Source organism: Magnetospirillum sp. XM-1 (assembly GCF_001511835.1).
Lineage (GTDB): Bacteria > Pseudomonadota > Alphaproteobacteria > Rhodospirillales > Magnetospirillaceae > Phaeospirillum.
This window is the reverse complement of record NZ_LN997848.1, coordinates 2,286,085-2,306,367: the sequence shown is the minus strand read 5'-3', so window position 1 is coordinate 2,306,367 and position 20,283 is coordinate 2,286,085. Positions and strand designations below refer to the sequence as shown.

General features: G+C 60.1%; 24 protein-coding genes and 2 pseudogenes. 14 read left to right on the top strand and 12 right to left on the bottom strand.

The features are described 5' to 3' along the window. Window positions 1–129: 129 nt before the first annotated feature. A pseudogene (locus tag XM1_RS23960) lies at window positions 130–330 on the bottom strand (IS21 family transposase); the annotation flags it as partial. Between the two features lie 112 nt (window positions 331–442). Between XM1_RS23960 and XM1_RS10785 the strand changes: the two are divergent. Then, window positions 443–1,291, top strand: coding sequence for an ATP-binding protein (locus XM1_RS10785; protein ID WP_231920768.1), 849 nt, complete (start codon window positions 443–445; stop codon window positions 1,289–1,291). A 318-nt stretch (window positions 1,292–1,609) separates the two neighbouring features. Here the strand turns inward: XM1_RS10785 and XM1_RS10780 are convergent, their stop codons facing one another. Next, entirely contained in the window at window positions 1,610–3,067 is a 1,458-nt protein-coding gene (locus XM1_RS10780) for an IS4 family transposase (RefSeq protein ID WP_068433391.1), read from the bottom strand. A gap of 170 nt (window positions 3,068–3,237) precedes the next feature. Here XM1_RS10780 and XM1_RS25145 point away from each other — a divergent pair, with 170 nt between their 5' ends. From XM1_RS25145 to XM1_RS10760, 5 genes are all read left to right on the top strand, one after another. After that, on the top strand, window positions 3,238–3,522 hold the full coding sequence (locus tag XM1_RS25145) for a transposase (protein WP_082700450.1): 285 nt from the start codon (window positions 3,238–3,240) through the stop codon (window positions 3,520–3,522). Beyond that, window positions 3,441–3,620, top strand: coding sequence for a hypothetical protein (locus tag XM1_RS23955; protein WP_156428698.1), 180 nt, complete (start codon window positions 3,441–3,443; stop codon window positions 3,618–3,620). The genes XM1_RS25145 and XM1_RS23955 overlap by 82 nt, the downstream gene beginning before the upstream one ends. Next, the gene (gene tnpB, locus XM1_RS10770) at window positions 3,617–3,874 is read left to right on the top strand and encodes an IS66 family insertion sequence element accessory protein TnpB (RefSeq protein WP_156428697.1); all 258 of its coding nucleotides are present in this window, start codon (window positions 3,617–3,619) and stop codon (window positions 3,872–3,874) included. The genes XM1_RS23955 and tnpB overlap by 4 nt, the downstream gene beginning before the upstream one ends. Window positions 3,875–3,925: 51 nt before the next feature. Continuing rightward, window positions 3,926–4,288, top strand: a complete 363-nt coding sequence (locus tag XM1_RS10765; RefSeq protein ID WP_068433390.1) for a hypothetical protein — start codon at window positions 3,926–3,928, stop codon at window positions 4,286–4,288. A gap of 98 nt (window positions 4,289–4,386) precedes the next feature. After that, window positions 4,387–4,698: a DUF3489 domain-containing protein gene (locus XM1_RS10760; RefSeq protein WP_082700448.1), complete on the top strand. Its 312-nt coding sequence runs from the start codon at window positions 4,387–4,389 to the stop codon at window positions 4,696–4,698. On the opposite strand, the gene XM1_RS10755 is transcribed toward XM1_RS10760, so the two are convergent. Together XM1_RS10755 and XM1_RS10750 are read right to left on the bottom strand one after the other, a co-directional pair. Continuing rightward, window positions 4,674–4,865: a hypothetical protein gene (locus tag XM1_RS10755; RefSeq protein ID WP_068433389.1), complete on the bottom strand. Its 192-nt coding sequence runs from the start codon at window positions 4,863–4,865 to the stop codon at window positions 4,674–4,676. The genes XM1_RS10760 and XM1_RS10755 overlap by 25 nt on opposite strands. Before the next feature lie 8 nt (window positions 4,866–4,873). Then, entirely contained in the window at window positions 4,874–5,137 is a 264-nt protein-coding gene (locus tag XM1_RS10750; RefSeq protein ID WP_068433387.1) for an HU family DNA-binding protein, read from the bottom strand. Between the two features lie 51 nt (window positions 5,138–5,188). On the opposite strand from XM1_RS10750, the gene XM1_RS24520 reads away from it, so the two are divergent. Beyond that, complete coding sequence (locus XM1_RS24520) at window positions 5,189–5,326, top strand: hypothetical protein (protein ID WP_172821871.1); 138 nt, start codon at window positions 5,189–5,191, stop codon at window positions 5,324–5,326. A 199-nt stretch (window positions 5,327–5,525) separates the two neighbouring features. On the opposite strand, the gene XM1_RS10745 is transcribed toward XM1_RS24520, so the two are convergent. After that, entirely contained in the window at window positions 5,526–5,726 is a 201-nt protein-coding gene (locus XM1_RS10745; protein ID WP_156428696.1) for a hypothetical protein, read from the bottom strand. A gap of 306 nt (window positions 5,727–6,032) precedes the next feature. Here XM1_RS10745 and XM1_RS10740 point away from each other — a divergent pair, with 306 nt between their 5' ends. Then, window positions 6,033–7,682 (top strand): class I adenylate-forming enzyme family protein, encoded by a 1,650-nt coding sequence (locus XM1_RS10740; protein WP_068433382.1) that lies wholly within the window; start codon window positions 6,033–6,035, stop codon window positions 7,680–7,682. A 39-nt stretch (window positions 7,683–7,721) separates the two neighbouring features. On the opposite strand, the gene XM1_RS10735 is transcribed toward XM1_RS10740, so the two are convergent. The 3 genes from XM1_RS10735 to XM1_RS10725 form a co-directional block, all read right to left on the bottom strand. Beyond that, window positions 7,722–8,390, bottom strand: coding sequence for a TetR/AcrR family transcriptional regulator (locus XM1_RS10735; protein WP_172821909.1), 669 nt, complete (start codon window positions 8,388–8,390; stop codon window positions 7,722–7,724). Window positions 8,391–8,514: 124 nt separating this feature from the next. Then, entirely contained in the window at window positions 8,515–9,660 is a 1,146-nt protein-coding gene (locus tag XM1_RS10730; RefSeq protein ID WP_068433378.1) for an ABC transporter substrate-binding protein, read from the bottom strand. A gap of 134 nt (window positions 9,661–9,794) precedes the next feature. Then, a complete protein-coding gene (locus tag XM1_RS10725) occupies window positions 9,795–10,262 on the bottom strand; it encodes a MaoC family dehydratase (RefSeq protein ID WP_068433375.1) in 468 nt (155 codons plus the stop codon). A gap of 195 nt (window positions 10,263–10,457) precedes the next feature. On the opposite strand from XM1_RS10725, the gene had reads away from it, so the two are divergent. The 4 genes from had to XM1_RS10705 all read left to right on the top strand — a co-directional run bounded on the left by had (window position 10,458) and on the right by XM1_RS10705 (window position 14,698). Further along, window positions 10,458–11,525 carry a 6-hydroxycyclohex-1-ene-1-carbonyl-CoA dehydrogenase gene (gene had / locus XM1_RS10720; RefSeq protein WP_068433373.1) on the top strand — a complete coding sequence of 356 codons (1,068 nt, stop codon included), beginning with the start codon at window positions 10,458–10,460 and terminating at the stop codon, window positions 11,523–11,525. 11 nt (window positions 11,526–11,536) lie between these two features. Next, window positions 11,537–12,676, top strand: coding sequence for a 6-oxocyclohex-1-ene-1-carbonyl-CoA hydratase (oah, locus tag XM1_RS10715; RefSeq protein ID WP_068433369.1), 1,140 nt, complete (start codon window positions 11,537–11,539; stop codon window positions 12,674–12,676). After that, complete coding sequence (locus tag XM1_RS10710) at window positions 12,676–13,449, top strand: cyclohexa-1,5-dienecarbonyl-CoA hydratase (RefSeq protein WP_068433367.1); 774 nt, start codon at window positions 12,676–12,678, stop codon at window positions 13,447–13,449. Before oah ends, XM1_RS10710 begins: the two co-directional genes overlap by 1 nt. 211 nt (window positions 13,450–13,660) lie before the next feature. Continuing rightward, the gene (locus XM1_RS10705; protein WP_172821908.1) at window positions 13,661–14,698 is read left to right on the top strand and encodes an acetyl-CoA hydrolase/transferase family protein; all 1,038 of its coding nucleotides are present in this window, start codon (window positions 13,661–13,663) and stop codon (window positions 14,696–14,698) included. On the opposite strand, the gene XM1_RS10700 is transcribed toward XM1_RS10705, so the two are convergent. From XM1_RS10700 to XM1_RS10690, 3 genes are all read right to left on the bottom strand, one after another. Continuing rightward, a complete protein-coding gene (locus XM1_RS10700) occupies window positions 14,682–15,443 on the bottom strand; it encodes an enoyl-CoA hydratase/isomerase family protein (RefSeq protein ID WP_068433364.1) in 762 nt (253 codons plus the stop codon). The genes XM1_RS10705 and XM1_RS10700 overlap by 17 nt on opposite strands. 63 nt (window positions 15,444–15,506) lie before the next feature. Next, a complete protein-coding gene (locus XM1_RS10695) occupies window positions 15,507–16,355 on the bottom strand; it encodes a MaoC/PaaZ C-terminal domain-containing protein (protein ID WP_068433362.1) in 849 nt (282 codons plus the stop codon). A gap of 20 nt (window positions 16,356–16,375) precedes the next feature. Continuing rightward, window positions 16,376–17,542 (bottom strand): acyl-CoA dehydrogenase family protein, encoded by a 1,167-nt coding sequence (locus tag XM1_RS10690; protein WP_068433360.1) that lies wholly within the window; start codon window positions 17,540–17,542, stop codon window positions 16,376–16,378. Window positions 17,543–17,792: 250 nt separating this feature from the next. On the opposite strand from XM1_RS10690, the gene XM1_RS10685 reads away from it, so the two are divergent. Continuing rightward, entirely contained in the window at window positions 17,793–18,494 is a 702-nt protein-coding gene (locus tag XM1_RS10685) for a CoA transferase subunit A (RefSeq protein WP_068433358.1), read from the top strand. A gap of 16 nt (window positions 18,495–18,510) precedes the next feature. After that, window positions 18,511–19,188 carry a 3-oxoacid CoA-transferase subunit B gene (locus XM1_RS10680; protein WP_068433356.1) on the top strand — a complete coding sequence of 226 codons (678 nt, stop codon included), beginning with the start codon at window positions 18,511–18,513 and terminating at the stop codon, window positions 19,186–19,188. 428 nt (window positions 19,189–19,616) lie between these two features. Here the strand turns inward: XM1_RS10680 and XM1_RS10675 are convergent. Beyond that, a pseudogene (locus XM1_RS10675) lies at window positions 19,617–20,195 on the bottom strand (transposase); the annotation flags it as partial. Window positions 20,196–20,283: the final 88 nt, after the last annotated feature.

The following is a 20,283-nucleotide window of genomic DNA, read 5'->3' as shown; positions in this document are numbered from 1 at the left end:
ACCAGCGCAAATGCCAGTTGCTGGAACGGCAATGCGGATTTCAGCCCCGTCATCAGACTGACCGCTAGGGGTTAAAAGACAGGCCCCAACTGCGGCAAGAACAGCGAGATCATATCCGCCCTCTTTTTCGAGCGCGACAAGGGCCTCCTTGGACGGATTCACCAGCACCTCGCGGTGACCGAACTGGGTCGGCACCGAATAGTCGTTACAGCGGTAGCGCACCAGGCTGAGCGAACTGACCCGGCCGGGGCGTTTGTCGCACGGCTCGAAGGGGGCGGCAGGCAATGGACGGAAGACAGCAAGATCAGCGGCCAGCCGCTCACCTACAGCCCCCAGCGAGGTTATCGCGAATTCAATCACCGCCAAGATTTCTCCAGATGATCTCAGGCTGGCGGTGAGGAGCGGTCAGGATGCCGACAGTGCGATCCGCCGCCTCATCGCCATGATTGCCAAGCGGCAGGTTGTGCCCGATATCACACTTGCCGACCTGGGCGGGATGGAAGAGGCCGTGACCTGGGGAATCTCCTTGGCCAAAGACCTCGCCGAGTATCGCGACGGCATTTTGTCTTGGTCCGAGGTGGATCGTGGGGTGTTGCTGTCTGGCCCGCCTGGGTGCGGCAAGACGACCTTTGCCAGAGCTCTCGCCGGCAGTTGCGGAACGCCGCTGATTGCCTCCAGTCTCGGCGAGTGGCAAGCCGCAGGCCACCTTGGAGATCTCCTTAAGGCTATGCGTCATACGTTTGAACAGGCTCGTGCAGCAGCCCCGGCGATCCTCCTTGTCGATGAAATCGATGGCTTTGGCGATCGGGCAAATCTTAGTTCTGGTCACAAGGACTATTCGGTGCAGGTCATCAATGGGTTCCTTGAACTCCTCGACGGCGTGGTAGCACGGGACGGCATCGTGGTGATTGGCGCAACAAATCACCCCAGTCGCCTTGACCCAGCAATCACCCGTTCGGGGAGGCTGGATCGTCACATTACGATCGGGCTACCCGACGAGAGTGGCCTGACCAAAATCTTGCGCCATCACCTTGGCGATGATCTTCCCGGCGTAGACTTGTCTGCCGCGGCCAAACTCGCACTCGGTGGCACCGGCGCAGATGTGGCCCGCTGGGTCCGAGGCGCAAAACGTCGTGGTCGACAAGGAGCCCGGTCCATGGGCATGGCAGATCTTATTACTGAAATCCGCGGCAATGCACCGGACGTGTGGGCGCCATTTCAAACGGACACGGTACGGACACAGATTTTCACGGACACGGGATCGAGACTCAAAAAGCCCGTAACTTATTGAAGTTACGGGCTTGTTTGGTTGCGGGGGCCTGAATCGCCAGATGGTTGATCTTCCAGAGCCCGCAGAAGTCCTAGACATCACTCTCTAAGGCCACGCCCATCGCATCTCGCCAACGATGTGGGTAATTGGAAGCCGGTGACGGCCGCCTTCTCCGGCTGACGGGAATCGGTGAGACTGGCCCCTCAAATGGCATTGAGCGGGGAGAATGTTTCCACAGATCCAGTTATGGACACAAATTTGAGGGGCGTCGGCTGTAGCTATGCCCATCCGGGATGGCCATGACCTGAAGGGCCATTATCCGTCCGGTGATGCTTCCAATTACCCACATCGTTGGCGAGATGCGACAGAGAAGCCGAAGGTGATGTCCTGGAGGCGGGTGATACCGCGCCAGATGACCATGTTGCCGGGCGGCGGGTCGTGTGCGCGGGCAAGATAGCCGCCGAGCATGGCGATCTGATGGACGTATGCGGCCAGGGTTCGATTGGCGAGGCGGGGAGGTCTGGACCGTGCTGCGTTAATCTGGTCGAGAGCGGCGATTTCGGCCAGGGTCAGGACGGTTTCCGGCTCCGCATCGGGATGGGCGCGTGCGGACATGGTGATCCAGAAGATGCGCCAGACCACCACGGTCATCAGGGCCAACAACTTCACCAATCGTTCGGCGGTGCGTAGTTTGGCATTTTCGGCGCAGAGTCCAGACTTCATGATTTTGTGGAAGACTTCAATTTTCCAGCGGAGGGCATACCAGCCGAGCTTCTCCACTGCCCCGGCGAGATCATCGACCGGCAAGTTGGTGACGAGTTTCCAGTCGATCCGCTCCCGATCAGGGGGGATGGCGTCTTCCTGGGCATGGATGTAGGTCAAGGTTTGCGGACGATACCGCTTTTGCTTGCCGATGGGCGGCAAGGTTTCAATGGAGGCGAATTTCACCTGAAGAGATGCGAACTTTCCGTCTTCCCCATCGACCAAGACCTCATGGCTGCCCGCCCAAGGCACCGTTGCAAGCTGGTTGAATACCCGATGAGCGCCATCGGCGGGCACGGGCTCGGCCCGTGGAGGCTCAGCCAGTCGGTTGGTCTGAACCCGCACGAGAAAGCGCGTTCCAAGGTCCTGGGCGAGACAGAATAACTCATAGATGTCGCTTTCCCGATCCCCGACGTGAACGCAACGCTCTGGTGATCCCAAAAGGTCGATAGATTGGCGCAAATTCTCCAGCCAGCGGTGACTTTCCTTGGTCTCGATCGGCATGCGCGTCTGATTGATCCGCCGCTTGAGCGCGGCAGTGCCCTTAAACTTGGCGCGGGTCCATAATTTGACAGCCGACAAACCCAGAGGGAGGCCTGAAGTGGTAACCGCCACGCTCGAGTGCATCAGCAGCCCGCATAGAGTGCGCATGTTGGGCTGTCCCGCCTTGTACCTGCCGCCATTGATGGTTTTGATAAAGCCAATCTTCTCAGGGGCAGCACGTTGATAGTGGAACTCGGTTGTGTCCTGCAGGAGGAGGATCGGCCCCTCGACACGGCCAAACCGGACCTGTGTCGCAGCGAAATGCCCCGCCAAAACCGCGTGCTCCGTTACCCGGGGATTGTCAAAAAAGCGGTAAGCCGCCTTCGTCGCAGCCCAATCCCCACAGGCGGCCGGGACCGGCTGCCCAGGCGCCGATGAAAATCGATCCAACAACCGGCGCAAGCGCGCGGCCAGACGCTTGTCACGAAGGCCCTGGGCGGCAAGTTCGTCATCCAGCCAAGTGCCCTCGCCAGCCTCCACCCAATCGTTCATTCCCGCCGCTCCTCTGATTCGGAGCCACAGACAGAATCACAGACGATTCAAACCGTTCAAGCCAAATCCTCCAGATGTGGGTAATTGGAAGCCGGTGATGGCCGCCTTGGCGGCATAGGCCTGGGGGCAGACGATGCGACCTTTAGTTCGGACTAAAGGTCGGAGAGTTCATGAAGGTCGAGGTTCTGGCTGGGGTTGAGCACCGTCGCCGCTGGCATTGGGAGGAGAAGACTCGGCTGGTCGAGGAGACTCTGGCGCCGGGAGCGACAGTGGCAGAGGTCGCGCGCCGGCACGGCGTTGCGCCAAGTCTCCTGTTCTACTGGCGGCGCCAGGCACGGGATGGGCTGTGCTTGAGCACCGGATGTCGGCGCCGGTGCTGGTCCCTGTGGAGGTCGCCGACACCGCGCCGTCGGTGGCGATTGCCACCGACAGTCCGGCCCAGCGGCGCGGGCTGATCGAGATCGAGCTTGGTGGTGGCCGGTGCATCCGGGTTGATGCCGACGTCGATGCCGCAGCTTTGCGCCGGGTTCTCGGCGTCCTGGAGCAGCGATGATCCCCATTCCGAGCGGCGTGCGGGTGTGGCTGGCGACCGGGCACACCGACATGCGCAAGGGCTTCGACGGCCTGGCGCTGCTGGTGCAGGAGCGGTTGTCGCGCGATCCCCATTCCGGCCACCTGTTCGTGTTCCGCGGCCGGCGCGGCGACCTGGTCAAGGTGCTGTGGTACGACGGTCAGGGCCTGTGCCTGTTCTGCACCCCCATGATCGAAGCCTTAAAACGAAAGGAAATGATCCGCTATTTCAATTGATGTGCCGGGCCGACAGAGCGATGGATGGTTCCACGAACAGAGGAGATCGCCATGCCCAACACCATCCTCCCCACCGCCAATATTGATTGGGGCTTTTTCGGCACCATGGGCGATCACGCCGACCAGACCGAAGCCTGGAATTTGGCGATGCCTGCGATCCAACTCGCCACCGGCTGCCCCGACACGGCGGTACGCGATTTCCTCGACAGCACCCATGGTCGCCACTTCGCCGACGACGTCGCCAACGGATTATTTCGCGGTCTCGGGCTGGCGGCGGCGATCGATGCGGCGGTGGCCCGCTGGATGGCCTGGACCATCAGCCGCCAGACGGCGCGGGAAACCGGCATCCCGCACGGGCTGCCCTACCTCACCGGCTTCGTTACCCATTTCGAGGTCATGGCCGACATCGCCTGATCAACGGTTCTCCCTCACTGCCCCGACCGGCTCAGCTGGCGGGGCCCAGGGTGGTACAGGCGCGGGATGTCCGCGCCACCAAAACCGAGGGAACCACCATGGCCACGATCCAGCTTTCCGATACCCAGTCCGTCATCCTGTCCGCTGCCTGCGCCCGCGAGGGCGGGCTGGTCCTGCCGATCACCGCATCCTTGAAGCCCCGCGAAGGCACCAAGCAAGAGGCCCTGATCGCCATGCTGAAACGGCCCGAAGGCGCCAGCATTGTCGAGATCATGGAGGCGACGGCATGGCAGGCCCACAGCATTCGGGGCTTCATCGCCGGGGCCTTGAAAAAGAAGCTGGGGCTCAACGTCACCAGCGAGAAGATCGAAGGCCGGGGCCGGGATTACAAATTGGATTCTGCAGTCTGACGGCGCTCGATTTCGCTCAGCACCATCAGCGCCAGATCGAGGGCCGGCATATCACCGGCCCTCGACGCACGTTCAACCTGCTGGCGGGCGACTTCGAGAGCGGTTTGACCGTAGTGATCGATCAGATCGTCCGCGCTGCGCGCCACCTGCACTGGGTCCACCGCCATTCTTCAGCCTACTTCTTCAGTGACGACGACGCCTTGAACTTGATGGTCGAGGACGCCGCGATCTCAATGGTCTTGCCGGTCTGGGGATTGCGGCCCTGCCGGGCCGGGCGCTCGGACTTCGAGAAGGTCCCAAATCCAATCATCCGGAACCGGCCTTCAGTCTTCACGCCATCCAGAATGGTGGACACCAAGGCATCGACAGCTTCGTCGGCCTGGGCAGCGGTGCAGCCGGTGGCAGTGCGAATGGCTTTGGAAATCGCGGTCTTGCTCATGTTTACCCCTCCCGGAAAACTCGGGGGACATACTATGGGCAGGAGCCAAATTTGTCACCGGAGCTGTTCAAAGACCCGCCGCAGGATGAAACCCCGAGCCAAGGACACCACGGCGAACACCAAGCCGATCGCCAGATCATCGGCCAGGGTGACCGCTGGAAGAATCGGCTGAACTTTGAAACCGCATGAAGATAGGATCGTTGGGTCGCTGGCGACAGATTACGGACACTCATGTCCTCGGTCATGCGGCGACGCAGAGGGCTCATATCGGCCATCGGGGCCTCCTGTCCGAAGGGTGGTCGGGAAACCAACCCTGTCAGACGGGAGCCTTCGACGTCACTTCACACACCAATACCGCCGTAGCGGTTTCGTTCAATCCCTTGCCGAGTCAATTCAAGCGGCGAACGGTATTAGCGGCCTGATCCAGACCTTCGCTGGAGCAGCGCGCCACCGCGCTGATGCGATGTTCTTCGCTTTGGGCGAAGAGCTCCGTCAGACGCCCGCCAAAGCGCGACATCAAATCGAGGGCGATTTCAATCCGCGCCTGAGCCCGCGTGGAGCCATCGACGTGAACAAGGATGTCTTTCATGCGCCCCCGTTCGAAGATGAATTGACTGACCAGTCGCTTACCTTGCAATAGGGTATTCCGCACTTCCCCGTTCTGTCAACAGGGAAGAGACAGAACCTATAGCGAGCCCCTTAAAGCCCAAAAGCTACCACCCTCTCTCCCGGATATTTGGCACTCTCGGCGCCACGCGTTCTGCCAGCCCAGCAAACCATCATACTGCCTAGGGAGTTATGGTCTCTTGACGAAAAGGCATCACTCCCCCTAATCTCCGAGCAAAAGTGACCATACAGTCATTTTTCCCGTAAGAAAAAGCTGGGGAGGACATCCATGAACGCACACACCGTAAAGCCGGGGGCACTCAACCTAAGGCCTTCTATTGCCATCGATCCTGCAGAACGCAGAGCCCTCGAGGCCAAAGGAATTTGGGGGGACGACACCCTGTCAGGCTGGATCGCCGATAACGTCACCCGCTCCGGCAACGCTCCCGCCGTGGTAACGAATGATCACACGGCGACGTACCTCAATCTCGCCAACGACATCGAGCGCTTCGCCCGTGGCCTCTACGATCTCGGGGTGCGCACCGGCGACGTCGTATCGGTACAGCTCCCCAATTCGTACGAATTCATCGTCGCGTATTTCGCCATCGCTAGGCTGGGGGGAGTGCTGTCGACGGTCCACATGCCCTATCGCACGGCCGAAATCACGACCTTATTGCGACATGCGGGCAGCGTGGCATTCATCTGCTACGGCGCCGTAAAGGACTTCGCCCCTGCCCACGAGGTCCTAGTGCGAAGAGGCGAACTCCCGGCCCTGGAGCATGTGATTGCCGTGGGAGAACCCGTTGCCGGCACCAGCTCCTTTTCCGAATTGCTGCAGTCCAAAGCTGCTCTGCCTGCCGACATCACCCCGGCGGCGGCCAATCCCTTCCTGTTGCTGTTCACGTCTGGAACCAGCGCCAGCCCGAAAGCGGTCCCCCTCACCTACCAGATGACTCTGGGTAACGCTCGGGCGGGAGCCGTTGAACACGGGCTGTGCCAGGGCGATAAGGTGTTGTCGGTGGCGCCTTTTACTCACCTGCTTGGCCTTTACGCCCTTCACCTGACCACAAAAGTCGCCGGATCGAGCATCCTCTTCCCCGCCTTCACTCCGCCGGATCTCGCCCAAGCCATCACCAAGCATCGCCCCACCGTCCTGGTGTGTGCGCCAGCCCATCTCAACGGCTTGATGATCAGCGGCCTGCTGGAGAACCTCGACCTGTCCTCCATTCGTCTGATCATCACCGCCGGAAGCGCTTTGTCGCCTGACGTTGCCAAAGCCGTCTCCAAGCGCCTCCCCGCCGGCTTCCTGACCAATCTGTGGGGGATGACGGAACTGCAGGCGGGCCTCTATACCAGACCGACCGATTCGTTCGAGATTGCCACCACAACATCAGGCCGCGCCGCGCCGGGGGCCGAGGTCCGCATCGCCGACCACGATGATCATCCCGTCCCCCAAGGCGAGGAGGGAGAACTTCAAATTCGTGGAGGGTTGCTCTTTCGGGGGTATTATAACAATGAAGATGCTACGCGGCAGGCATTCAGCCCAGACCGCTGGTTCCGGACTGGTGACCTGGCCGTAATGGACAAGAGTGGCAACGTCCGCATTACCGGCCGCAAAACCGAGATCATCAACCGAGGAGGCATCAAGTATAATCCGCTCGATATCGAGATCATGCTTGGCAACCATCCGAAGGTGATGGAAGTGGCCATCGTTCCCTATGAGGACACCGTCCTTGGGCAAAAGGCCTGCTGTTTTGTGGTGCCGACAGATGCCTACAAGCCCCCGACGCTCGAGGAATTGTGCGCCCATTTAATCGAAGGCGGTGTATCGAAGGTGAAGCTTCCGGAACGGCTCGAGGTTATCGATGAGATGCCGATCACCCCGACCCGTAAGATCATCAGGGGGCGACTGAAAGCACTACTTGCCCAGAAGCTGTAGCCGCTTCGCCATCGACGAGCGCCGCCAGACCCTCTGCGGTCAGGCGGCGCCGTCGTGAATTTTCTCAAACTCTCGGCGCCCCAAATCGGTCAGAAACGGACGAATTAGTATCTTCTCACCTTCCGCCATGTATTCATCAGGAGAATAGCGATCCCGAAAGGCCCAATTCTTTAGGGCCCACGAATGCCCGAACATAATATACTGAAACGCCATGATATCGGTATTCAGCTCTGACATCATCCCGCCATGAATGCACGCCTCGAGGCACTGACGGATGACTCTGGCAATTTTCGACTCGAGAATCTTAATCTGGCGCCGCTGCTCGGGAAGGAGATCCTTCGTTGAGCAATAAGCCAAGGTGACTTCCTGCGTATGCTCGGTCGCCAATCGACAATGCATTCCCAGGACCTTGATGAGAACATCAAGCGCATTCCCCTTGGGAAGCAATCCTTGAATTTCCTCGAAATTATATTTTTCAATTACGTGACGCAGAACAAAGAATAAAAGATCGTTCTTGTCCTTGAAATACCGATAAACCAGCCCTTTGCTGATGGGAACCGCATTGGCCACATCCTCAATGGTGGTTTGAAAATAGCCCCGCTCGGAAAACAGCCGGATGGCAGCTGCGACAATCTGAGCCCGGCGCTTTTCCGCAACCGTCTGGGGCTCCCAATCTCCATCGTCCTCGACAGCAACCACCTCAGCCACTTCATTCACCTTTACAACCGAACCACCCCGAGATGACCAATGGTCCATCGATATATTTTGGCGGCCTCGGTCTGTCAAGGGTGGCGACCCTGGCGGCCAAGGGCCAACCAGGGTCGCCACCACCTCAGTCGAGCAGAACAAAGTCGCCGTTTTTGACCTCGAACATTTTCAGGCTGTCGATGCTTAGCCCCAAATGGTCGTTAGCGCTCATGTTGAACGTTCCGGCCGTTGCCACCAAGCCTCTGATCCCTTCAATGGCGTCGCGCACCGCCACCCTATCCGCGGAGCCGGCACGCCTGATCCCCTCGAGAGCAACCATCAGCCCATCATAGGCGAGACCCACGAAAACCGAAGCTTCCGCCTTGTGCGCCTCTTCGTAAAATTTTTTGATCTTGCTGACCACCGGCTTTTGCGGATCCGAGGCCGGAATCTGCTCGGCGACCTGCAGAGCGATCCCGGGAAGACGGAAGCCTTCCGCCGCGGGACCAACCAGCTTGAGGAAGTCCTTCGATGAGACACCATGGGATTGGTAGATGGGCAGATTAATCCCCAGCTGGCGAATATTCTTGGTCGCCACGGCCGGGCCGGCGCCCGTCCCGAATACGAACAGCGCCTGAACGCCCGGAGCCCCCCGAATCTTGGTCAACTGGGTGGTGACGTCGGAATCCTTGGGTGAATAGTTCTCATCGGCGACGATCTCGATCCCGTATTTGGGAGCCACCATCAGTGTCTGCTCGCGCCCCGACTTGCCAAAGCCCACATCTTCGGACAGCAGCGCCACCTTGGTGATACCGCGCTTCTTCATATCCATGAAGATACGTTCAGCCACCATACGATCAGTATGAGGAGCCTTGAACACCCACTTCTTGACCGGATCGACAATCGCCACGCCGCCACCGAAGGAGACGTAAGGAATCTCCGCCCTCTCGACGATCGGAATGACGCCCATGCTGGTCGGCGTGCCGCTCCCTCCCATGATAAGATCGACCTTATCCACCTCGATCAGTCGCTTGGCAAAGCCTATGGCCTTGGCCGTGTCGCTCTGGTCGTCATAGATGATCAGCTTGACCGGGCGGCCGAGCACGCCACCTTCCTTGTTTACGACATCAATATAGCTCTCCAGGAATTTCTTCTCCGGATCCCCATTGATGCTCAACCCTCCGGTTGCCGACAGAAACACCCCGATCTTGACGTCTTCCACGGCATACGCCGCACTCGACGCCAGGGTTACGACGGCGAGTGCCGCACACCTCCAAATCCTCCTGAACATGGCTTTCCCTCCACTAAGCTTATCCGTTATTTTATGCCACTTTACGGCACAGGACTGACTAGTCAGTCATCTAAACGCTAAGCCCTGTCGAGATAGAAGTCAACACCACGCCCGCACGGACCGCCCCACCCTGCCTATGGCCGCCGCCTCAACATATTCGCAGCCTTCATACTCATGACCACCTCATCGCTCTGATTCAACACCTCGATGAACGAAGTGACGACGCCGCGATCAGGCTTGGAGCGCGACGGGGTCACGGCAGCTACGGTGACACGAAGGGACAGGCAATTTCCTGGACGAACCGGCCGCGGCCACCGCACCTCATCCAGCCCCGGCGAACCCAAACTGGCTACTTTCGACAGGTAGTGCTCGCAAAACATCCGCATCATAAGCGCAGCTGTATACCACCCGCTCGCGATCAGACCGCCGAATATCGTCTCACGCGCCGCCTCAGGATCCATGTGGAAGACCTGAGGGTCATACCGCGAGGCGAATGCAATCACCTCATCGAACTCGACCGTGATCGCCCCGAACCGATAAACGGCCCCCTGAGGGTAATCCTCGAAATAGCGATCATCGATAGCGCGGCTGAAAACGTCCACATCACCCCCCCACTAACCATAACAATGACCATAAGGTCACCACGATATGCAAACACTACCCCCACCTAACCAGATACGTCAAGCGGCGATAATATATTTCATTATCAATGAGTTATCATGATGCCAAGTTTACTGTTGACACGACGCTGAGAATCGTAGACTGAATGTACGGTCATGTTATTGAAGGTGACTGAAATGACCAGTTCGCATTATCGCTGGCAAATGACCGAAGTCGGCAAACCGATGTCCAAGGTACCCTTTGACCCACAGCCGCTGAGGGATGACGAGGTGCTGGTTCGCGTTGCCGGCTGCGGCATCTGCCATACCGACCTCGGATTTTTCTTCGATGGGGTACGGACCAACAGGGATCTGCCCCTGACCCTTGGGCACGAGATCAGCGGCTATGTCGAAATCGCCGGCGCCGGAGCCACGGCGTGGCTCGGCAAGGCGGTCCTCGTCATCGCTTCGATTCCATGCGGAGAGTGCGATCTCTGCCGCCGTGGCAAGGGAACGATCTGCCGCAATCAGATATTCCTGGGCAGCGATACGGATGGCGGCTTTGCCTCACACATCAAGGTCCCGGCCCGCGGTCTGTGCGCGGTCGATGAACGCGCGCTGAATCTGGCGGGCTTGACGCTTCCGCAGGTGTCGGTGGTCGCCGATGCGGTCACCAGCCCCTTCGAGGCGGTACATCAGTCGGGGCTAGGCGCCGGTGACTTGGCCATCGTCAACGGTGTCGGAGGTGTCGGTGGCTATTGCGCTCAGATCGCCCACGCTTTCGGAGCCGCCGTGGTGGCCATTGACGTGGATCAGGCCAAGCTCGACATGATCGCCGGGTATGGTGCCGATCTGACCATCAATGCCAGAACGGCGGACGGCCGCGAGCAGAAGAAGCTCATCGCGGCCTTCGCCAGGGAACGCGGCCTGCGCTCGACCGAATGGTTCGTTTTCGAATGCTCCGGTACCAAGGCTGGGCAGGAGAACGCCTTCGGCCTGATGGTTCACGGTTCTACCCTGGGTACCGTCGGCTTCACCATGGACAAGGCTGAAGTTCGGCTGTCCAACCTGATGGCGCTGCACGCCCGCGCACTCGGAAACTGGGGCTGCCTACCCGAAAAATACCCCCTGGCTCTCGAACTGGTGCTGTCCGGCAAGGTCAACCTCAAAGACTTCGTCGAGACCCACCCGCTCGAGAACATCAATGAGGTTTTCCACGATATCCACGAACGCCGCCTGACCCGGCGCGCGATCTTGATTCCCTAGGAGTTCGCTCAATGACTACGACTACCGCTTCCATCATCGAGACAACCCGCCCCCACGAACTGCACGACCACAATCTGGTGCCGGAACAGATCGTTCCCGGCATCATCGTCGAGAAGAAGCCGGCCAGGACACCCGACGGCAAGATCGCCGAGGGGCTCTACAATTACTGGATTACTTTCGACAATCAGAAGCAGTTTAATTCGTACACCACCGAGATGGTCAAGGGGGCTATCCTGGCCTTTCGTGCCGCATCGGTGGCACGCGACGTCGTTGCGGTGGTGTTCACCGGCGCCGGCGACAAGGCGTTCTGCTCGGGCGGCAACACCAAGGAATACGCCGAATACTACGCCGGCAATCCGCAGGAATACCGCCAGTATGTGCGACTGTTCAACGATATGGTCTCGGCCATTCTGGGCTGTGACAAGCCGGTGATCTGCCGCGTCAACGGCATGCGCATTGGCGGCGGACAGGAAATCGGCATGGCTGCGGATTTCTCGGTCACCCAGGATCTGGCCCGCTTCGGCCAAGCCGGCCCCAAGCACGGCTCGGCCCCCATCGGCGGCGCCACCGACTTCCTGCCGGTGCTGATCGGCTGCGAGCAGGCGATGATTTCCGGCAGCCTGTGCGAGCCGTGGTCGGCCCACAAGGCCTACCGCCTGGGCATGCTCACCGATATCGTGCCCGCACTCAAGGTGGACGGCAAGTTCGTCGCCAATCCGCTGGTGATCACCGACCGCTATCTCGACGAATATGGCAAAATCATTCACGGCGAGCCGAAAACCGGTGACGAATTGGCCGCCGGTAAGGCTCTGATGGCCAAGGGCACCATCGATCTGTCGCTGCTCGACGCCAAGGTCGAGGAACTGTGCAGCAAGATTCTGCTGACCTTCCCCGAATGTTTCCTCAAGACCATCGAGGAACTCAGGAAGCCCAAGCTGAACGCCTGGAACGCCAACAAGGAGAACAGTCGCGATTGGCTGGCGCTCAACATGATGACGGAGGCCCGCCTCGGCTTCCAGGCCTTCAACGAAGGCACCAAGGACGATCGCGAGGCGGATTTCGTGGGACTGCGCCAAGCTCTGGCCAAAGGGACGCCATGGTCGCCGGAACTGGGACAAAGCCTGATGCCGGCCGCGCGGAGGGGCCAGTAATGACCGCCGCCTCTCCCCTCCGGGTGTGGCGGGAATGCGACGGCAAGCTGCTGCGGCTGCGGCTATCGCGCCCTAAGGCCAACATCGTCGATGCCGAGATGATAGCGGCACTTGACGATGCCCTGGCCGAGGGCATTGCGGATCGCCATTTGTGCGCCGTGCTGCTCGATGCCGAAGGATCGCATTTCAGTTTCGGAGCCTCGGTCCCCGAGCATCTGCCGGAGACCTGCGCTGCCATGATCCGGTCCTTGGACAGGCTTATCCTACGAATGGTCCGCAGCCCCGTCCCGATCCTGGTGGCGGTTCGGGGACAGTGCCTGGGTGGCGGTCTGGAGGTGGCCTGCGGCGGCCACCTCATCTTCGCCACACCTGACAGCCGCTTTGGCCAGCCGGAAATCCAGCTGGGTGTCTTCGCGGCAGCGGCGTCCTGCCTGCTGCCCGAACGCATCGGAAGGCCTCAGGCGGAAGACCTGCTGATCTCCGGACGCTCCATAACCGGTCAGGAAGCGGCGGCGATGCAATTGGTCAACACGGTATCTGATGATCCCGAGGCCGCCGCGCTGGCCTATTTCAACCAGCATATCGCCCCCCGCAGCGCCAGTTCGCTTCGCTTCGCCGTCCGCGCTGCCCGCGTTGGCATGGTCAAGCGGGTCGAGGTCAATTTGGCGGCGGTCGAAGAACTGTATCTGGACGGCCTGATGTCTACCCATGATGCGGTCGAGGGGCTGCGGGCGTTCATCGACAAGCGCCCCCCCCAGTGGCACGACGAGTAGCCCCATGCCGCAGCGGATAGAGCCCAAGGACGTTTGTCGCTACGTCCGCGCCGGAAGCCGGGTCTTCGTACAGGGTGGGGCGGGCGAGCCCACCTCGCTCCTGTCGGCCTTGTGCGAAGCCGGAGGCAGCTGCAGCGATGCTCACTATGTCGGGGTGTTCCCGCCGGGGATCAACCGGTGGGACCCGGCCTCCTTTGCCTTGGGGGCAAGGATGACAGCGTTCTTCGGGACGCCGGAACTGGCTCCTTCCCTGGCGACGGGAGCGACTCGCCTGTTACCGCTCCACTATAGCGGCATCGTCTCATACCTTGAAACCTTCGGGGATTTCGATGTTGCCCTGATCCAAGTATCGCCACCCGATGGTTCGGGAACCTGCAGCCTGGGATTATCGGTGGATTTCGTACCCGCCGCACTGTCGCGGACCAAATGCGTCATCGCTGAAATCAATCATTCGATGCCAGCCCCTCCGGGTAGCCCCAGAATTCCCCTCGATATCATTGACTACATCGCCGAGGTCGATCATCCGCTGGTCGAGCCGTCGGCCGATTCCGAGGATGAGGTCAGCCGCAGGCTGGGGGAGATCGTCGCTTCGCTGGTTCATGACGGCGACACCATACAGATGGGAATGGGGCGTATTCCGACGGCGGTACTGACCGCCCTGCGCACCCGGAACGACCTAGGTTTTCATTCCGGCCTGCTGACCGAACCCGTGCTGGGATTGATCAAGAACGGCAACATCAACGGCGCCAGGAAACCGACGGATACCGGAATCGCCGTCACCGGTATCGCCTTCGGATCACAGCCGTTCTATCAGTCTCTGGGCCAGGAGCCTTGCGTTGCGTTCCGCCCCGCATCCTATACCCACGACCTCGACGTGATTCGCAGCCTCGAAAACTTCGTTGCGATCAATTCGGCCATCGAGATAGACCTCGACGGACAGATCAACGCCGAGTTCATCAGTGGCCGCCAGGTGAGCGGTATCGGCGGCCTGGGAGACTTCATGCGAGGGGCCGGCCTTGCCCGCAACGGCAGGTCGATCATCGCCCTGCCGTCGCGGGCGGGAAAGGGACGGTCGAGAATCGTTTCCCGGGTGGAAAAGGTAACCTGCGCCAGGGTCGATGCCGATATCATCGTCACAGAATACGGTATCGCCGAGCTTCGCAACAAAGCCCCCAACGAGAGAGCTGAGGCACTGACGGCTATCGCAGCACCGGAATTCCGCGATCAATTGATCAAGAGCGTGATTTGATCGCCATGATTCGATCAACAAATTCTGGACGGTCAGCGCAAATCTTGAAGGCTGCCAATTCGGCATCCAATTGCTGATCGAAGGTCCGATCCCAACCTCCGGAAAACAGAGTCTTGGCCTTGCCGACGGCAAGCGGATCCAACCTCGCTAATTGCTCCGCGAACCGAGACGTTTCCGCTTCCAGCGCATCGGCGGATACCACGCGATTGACAAGCCCCAGCCGCAAGGCTTCGGCCGCACCGATCGGGGCATCAACCAGGGCGATCTCAAGAGTCTTTCGCATCCCCACCAGGCGTGGAAGCCGGTAGGACAGGCCACCATCGCAGCTGACGCCAAGCTTTGAATAGGCAAAAATCATCCGGGTATTCTCGGCCGCCACGGCGAGATCACATGCCAAGGCAATCCCCAGGCCGCCACCGGCCACGGCACCGTGCAGGCTGGCGACCACCGGCTTACGCATGGCGGTCAGCGCCCGCATGGTATTCTGGAACCGTTCGACCATGACCGGCACCCGCGAGGGATCAGCGATGAACTCGTCCAGATCACCGCCAGCCGCGAAACTGGGGCCAGCTCCCCGAATAACCACCACCCTCACGTGCTGATCGGCGTCCAGGCTAATCAATGCCTCCTCCAGGCAGAGTGTGAGGTCGTCGTCGATGGCATTCAACTTTGCCGGTCGGTTCAGGACCACCGTGGCCACCGCGTTGGCATGAGACACCAGAACTGGAGGAATGTTTCTCGTCATGGCTCAATGTCCTATTTCTGTTAAGCCGTATTGGCACTTCTCGACCGGCGCCCCAAAGGCTTTTCAGCAAACCGTCGCCTTGCCGTGGTCGAGCACGACCACGGACCGTTCCATGGAATGGGCACGAAAAGCGACATGGCTGCCATCCTTCCACATCTCCATGCGGATGGTCTCACCGGGATAGACGGGGGCTGTAAAGCGGCACTGAAGCGACGCGAGCCGTTCCGGCCAGTTGTCGCAATAGCCAGCCAAAATTCCACGCGCAGCGATTCCGAAGGTACACAACCCATGCAGAATCGGGCCGGAAAACCCTGCCGCCGCCGCCACACGAGGGTCCACATGCAGTGGGTTTTTATCTCCCGACAGTCGGTAGATCAGGGCGGAGCGTGCCGAAGTATGAAAGATGCCGATGGTATCAGCCTTCCGCAAGGGAATGTCGGCCGGTGCCACCGCCATTTCCGAAGGACCGCCGAAACCACCGTCGTCGCGCAAGAGATAGGTGGAATCCATACGGCACAGCACCTCGCCATTCTCGGCATCGCTGACCTCTCGGGTAACGGAAAGCAATGCCCCCCGCCCCACTCCTCGGTCTGCCAAACCGCTGACCCAGGTCCGTCCCTTAACGGTCGCCGCCGGCGGCAGCGGACGAAACATCGTCAGACTTTGATCCCGATGCAGCAGCCTCCGCCAGGTGATGCCGGTGCCGGAATCACGCATCCAGAACCCGGGATGGGCCAGGACCACGGCCATGGTTGGCACCGCCCGCAAGCCGTCCTCGTAAACGAAGGGCAATTCCTCGTCCGTGCCCCCCATCCCGATTCCCAGGGCATAGAGGATCGTGTCATCGGGACTGTAGGCATGTACCCGGTCAGGGAACGGCCATGCCATCAGTGTGTCGTAATTGATTGGCACGGCCGCTCTCCCTCATTCACTCAATACGACTTCGGCAGTCCCAGAACCTTTTCCGCAAGGAACGATAGAACCAGCTCCCGGCTGATGGGGGCCAGCCGCGGGATCATCACCTCGCGAAGATAGCGTTCAACATGATATTCCTTGGCGTACCCCATACCGCCGTGGGTCATGACGGCGGTTTCGCAGGCGCGAAAACCAGCCTCCGCAGCCAGGAACTTAGCCGCATTGGCCTCGGCGCCACAGGGCTTGCCGGCGTCGTAGAGGGCGGCAGCCTTGAAGATCATCAGATTGGCGGCCTCCAGTTCGGCCCAACAGCGTGCCAGAGGATGCTGGATTGCCTGGTTCTGACCGATGGGGCGACCGAACACCACCCGCTCCTTGGCGTACTGGGTAGCCCGCCGGAGAGCGGCCCGGCCAAGCCCAACTGCCTCGGCGGCGATGAGAATCCGTTCGGGGTTGAACCCTTCGAGCAGATAGCGGAAGCCTTTGCCCTCCTGGCCGATACGATGCTCGACAGGCACGCGCAGGTTGTCGATGAACACCATGTTGGAATCCACCGCCTTGCGGCCCATCTTCTCGATCTCCTTGACCTCCATACAACTACGGTCGAGATCGGTATAGAATAGGGTCAGGCCATCGATGGGATTGGGGGTAGTCTCGATGGGAGCAGTCCGTGCCAGCAGCAGTATTTTGTTGGCGGTCTGGGCGGTCGAGGTCCAGATCTTGCCGCCATTCACCACATAAACATCCCCTTGGCGCTCGGCCCGGGTCTGGATATGCGCGGTGTCGAGACCGGCATTGGCCTCGGTGACACCGAAGCAGGCTCTGTCCTTGGCCTGAATGATTGGCGGCAGCCAAGCTTGCTTCTGCTCCTCGGTGCCATGAACCGCAACCGGCTTCAGGCCAAAGATGTTGATATGCACCGAAGAGGCGCCGGTAAAGCCTGCCCCCGATTCGGCGATGGTCATCATCATGATCGACGCCTCTGTGACGCCTAATCCCGCGCCGCCATAGGCTTCCGGAAGCGCGATTCCAAGCCACCCGGCCTCGGCCACGTCCTTGGCGAAATCGTCGGGAAAGCCGCCATGACGGTCCCGCTCGAGCCAGTACTCATCCGGATATTTGCTGCAAATCCGCTGCAGCGACTCTCGGATCTGTGACTGCGTCTCGTCAAAATCGAACTCCATGACGCCTCCTCGTCGTGATTGCCCCCTATTCAAAGAGAGCGACTTCGACCCCAAGGCATTTAAAATGACTTGTTGGTCACTATTGCCGTCGAAAGTACGGCTCGAGCCACCCCGTGTCAAGCGCCAACATTTTAGGCTACTCATGGATTCAATGGGATTGACGGCAGCGCCATTGACAATGTAAATGGTTAGTCAGTCATTTAAAAGAAACGGGTTACACTAGACCCGGCGACAGGGCAGGGGCATCGCAATGGACAAGGTCTGTAAAAGCGCCGCCGAGGCGCTTGAGGGAGTGCTGTTCGACGGGATGACGATCATGGCCGGCGGATTCGGCTTGTGCGGCATCCCCGAGAACCTGATCGCCGCGCTCAAGGAGAGCGGCGTTCAAAATCTCACCGTCATCAGCAACAATGCCGGCATCGACGGTTTTGGCCTGGGAACGCTGCTCGAGACCCGCCAGATCAGGAAGATGGTCTCTTCCTATGTCGGCGAGAACAAGCTGTTCGCCCAGCAATACCTTTCGGGGGAACTAGAACTCGAATTCAATCCGCAGGGAACCCTGGCCGAACGCATCCGGGCGGGCGGAGCTGGTATTCCGGCATTCTTCACCAAGACCGGTGTCGGTACCCAGGTGGCCAATGGCAAGGAAATCAGGGTGTTCAACGGCGAGGCCTATGTGATGGAACTGGCGCTGCAGGCCGATCTGTCAATCGTCAAGGCTTGCCGGGGCGATGCCGAAGGAAACCTGATTTTCCGCAAGACGAGCCGCAACTTCAACCCGATGATGGCGACCGCAGGGAAGGTGACCATCGCCGAAGTCGAGGAATTGGTCCCGAACGGCCAGATCGATCCCGATCATGTGCATACCCCCGGCATCTTCGTGCAGAAGATTCTACAGGGGCACGAATACGAAAAGCGGATCGAGCAACGCACCGTACGCGCACGGACTTGAAGGGAGAGAAAAGAGCATGCCTTGGACTCGCAACCAGATGGCGGAACGTGCCGCCCGTGAACTCCGCGACGGTTTCTACGTCAATCTCGGCATCGGCATTCCAACCCTGGTGGCCAATTACATCCCGCCGGGTGTCAAGGTTGTCCTGCAAAGCGAGAACGGCATGCTGGGCATGGGCCCCTTCCCTCTCGATGGCGACGAGGACCCCGACCTGATCAATGCCGGAAAGCAGACCGTCACCGAGCTTCCGACCACCAGCTATTTCTCGTCGGCGGACAGCTTCGCCATGATCCGGGGCGGCCATATCGACCTCTCCATTCTTGGCGCCATGCAGGTCAGCGGTACCGGAGACCTGGCCAACTGGATGGTTCCCGGCAAGATGGTCAAGGGAATGGGCGGGGCCATGGATCTGGTGGCCGGTGTCAAGAAGGTCGTCGTCGTCATGGAGCACACCGCCAAGGATGGTGAACACAAGATCCTCGAATGGTGCTCTCTGCCGCTGACGGGAGTGGGGGTGGTCGATATGATCATCACCGATCTGGCGGTATTCACCATCGACAAGCAAGGCGGCGGCCTGACGCTGATCGAACTCGCCCCCGACGTCGATATGCACGAGATCACGCAATTGACCGGAGTGGCCTTCGATATCGCACTGGCCGACGGTACCGTGGGGTCGTTCGCGCCATCGGCATGATGGAAGCCCCGGAGAGAGACATGTCAGGTACCGGCTATTGTCGATTGAGCCCGTCCTGAGATTCGCTCATTCTGGCTGGAGGGGAAGGTTCACCGCTTCGAAAGCAGGATCCGTTCCATGCGCGTGTCCCGCATGATCATGGGAATTGTCTGTGGCGCGGTCATAGCTGTTGAAAGGACAGCATGTGGATGACCTACAAGGGGGAAAGACTCTATGGGTAGGCAGATTCTCTTCATCGAGACCTCGAGGCGAAGCCCCGGAGCATTTCTGCTCCGGCTGAAGGACGCGGAGGCGATGGTCATACACGATCCCCACCAAACTTTTAAGGTTCTTCGACGTTCGAAGTGGAATTTGCCGGAATTCTCCGGCCGACCTTGATCAAGGGTGCCACCGTTCTCAGTCCTTTCAAGGGCATGTCGGTGCTGGCGCACCTCGCGGCGACCGGCGGCATTGGCGCCGACCGCGATGATCACCGCCACGCTGACGATACGCCCGTCCTGGCGGACCTTTACATAGGTGGCATCCAGCCAGAGATAGGGCCAGTCACCCTCCAGCGGGCGTTCCAGGAAGGTGGCGATCTTGCCGTCGATCTCGGCGCACAGGCGCGAGACCTGGCTCCTGGAGATGCCGCTCATCCCCATGGCCTTGACCAGGTCATCGACCGAGCGGGTCGAGATACCCTGGACATAGGCCTCCTGGATGACGGCGGTCAAAGCCTTCTCGGCCATGCGGCGCGGCTCCAGGAAGCCGGGGAAATAGCTGCCCTTCCGCAGCTTGGGGATGCGCAGTTCCACCGTCCCGGCCCGGGTCTCCCAGTCTCGCTCGCGGTAGCCGTTGCGCTGGGCCTGCCGGTTGGCAGGACTGCGCTCGCCAAAGCCTGCGCCGGTCAGTGTCGCGACTTCCAATTCCATCAGCCGCTCGGCGGCAAACCCGATCATCTCGCGCAGCAGATCGGCATCGGCGCTCTTTTCCAGCAGCCCGCGAAGGCTCATCATCTCGTTGGTCATCGGTTTGATCCTTGGTTCGGTTGATAAGGTTTGGCGACCAAACCCTACCGAAGATCACCGATGACCTCCCGCGCATCGCGGGCGCGCC

Excerpts from the sequence above, each read along its gene's own strand:
- XM1_RS10710 (WP_068433367.1), top strand. The coding sequence starts at position 12,676 with ATGACCGCCGCCTCTCCCCTCCGGGTGTGGCGGGAATGCGACGGCAAG.
- XM1_RS10765 (WP_068433390.1), top strand. The coding sequence starts at position 3,926 with ATGCCCAACACCATCCTCCCCACCGCCAATATTGATTGGGGCTTTTTC.
- XM1_RS10685 (WP_068433358.1), top strand. The coding sequence starts at position 17,793 with ATGGACAAGGTCTGTAAAAGCGCCGCCGAGGCGCTTGAGGGAGTGCTG.
- XM1_RS10705 (WP_172821908.1), top strand. The coding sequence starts at position 13,661 with ATGACAGCGTTCTTCGGGACGCCGGAACTGGCTCCTTCCCTGGCGACG.
- XM1_RS25145 (WP_082700450.1), top strand. The coding sequence starts at position 3,238 with ATGAAGGTCGAGGTTCTGGCTGGGGTTGAGCACCGTCGCCGCTGGCAT.
- XM1_RS10780 (WP_068433391.1), bottom strand. The coding sequence starts at position 3,067 with ATGAACGATTGGGTGGAGGCTGGCGAGGGCACTTGGCTGGATGACGAA.
- XM1_RS10760 (WP_082700448.1), top strand. The coding sequence starts at position 4,387 with ATGGCCACGATCCAGCTTTCCGATACCCAGTCCGTCATCCTGTCCGCT.
- XM1_RS10745 (WP_156428696.1), bottom strand. The coding sequence starts at position 5,726 with ATGAAAGACATCCTTGTTCACGTCGATGGCTCCACGCGGGCTCAGGCG.
- XM1_RS10740 (WP_068433382.1), top strand. The coding sequence starts at position 6,033 with ATGAACGCACACACCGTAAAGCCGGGGGCACTCAACCTAAGGCCTTCT.
- XM1_RS10730 (WP_068433378.1), bottom strand. The coding sequence starts at position 9,660 with ATGTTCAGGAGGATTTGGAGGTGTGCGGCACTCGCCGTCGTAACCCTG.
- XM1_RS10755 (WP_068433389.1), bottom strand. The coding sequence starts at position 4,865 with ATGGCGGTGGACCCAGTGCAGGTGGCGCGCAGCGCGGACGATCTGATC.
- tnpB (WP_156428697.1), top strand. The coding sequence starts at position 3,617 with ATGATCCCCATTCCGAGCGGCGTGCGGGTGTGGCTGGCGACCGGGCAC.
- XM1_RS10785 (WP_231920768.1), top strand. The coding sequence starts at position 443 with ATGATTGCCAAGCGGCAGGTTGTGCCCGATATCACACTTGCCGACCTG.
- oah (WP_068433369.1), top strand. The coding sequence starts at position 11,537 with ATGACTACGACTACCGCTTCCATCATCGAGACAACCCGCCCCCACGAA.
- XM1_RS10700 (WP_068433364.1), bottom strand. The coding sequence starts at position 15,443 with ATGACGAGAAACATTCCTCCAGTTCTGGTGTCTCATGCCAACGCGGTG.
- XM1_RS10690 (WP_068433360.1), bottom strand. The coding sequence starts at position 17,542 with ATGGAGTTCGATTTTGACGAGACGCAGTCACAGATCCGAGAGTCGCTG.
- XM1_RS10750 (WP_068433387.1), bottom strand. The coding sequence starts at position 5,137 with ATGAGCAAGACCGCGATTTCCAAAGCCATTCGCACTGCCACCGGCTGC.
- had (WP_068433373.1), top strand. The coding sequence starts at position 10,458 with ATGACCAGTTCGCATTATCGCTGGCAAATGACCGAAGTCGGCAAACCG.
- XM1_RS10680 (WP_068433356.1), top strand. The coding sequence starts at position 18,511 with ATGCCTTGGACTCGCAACCAGATGGCGGAACGTGCCGCCCGTGAACTC.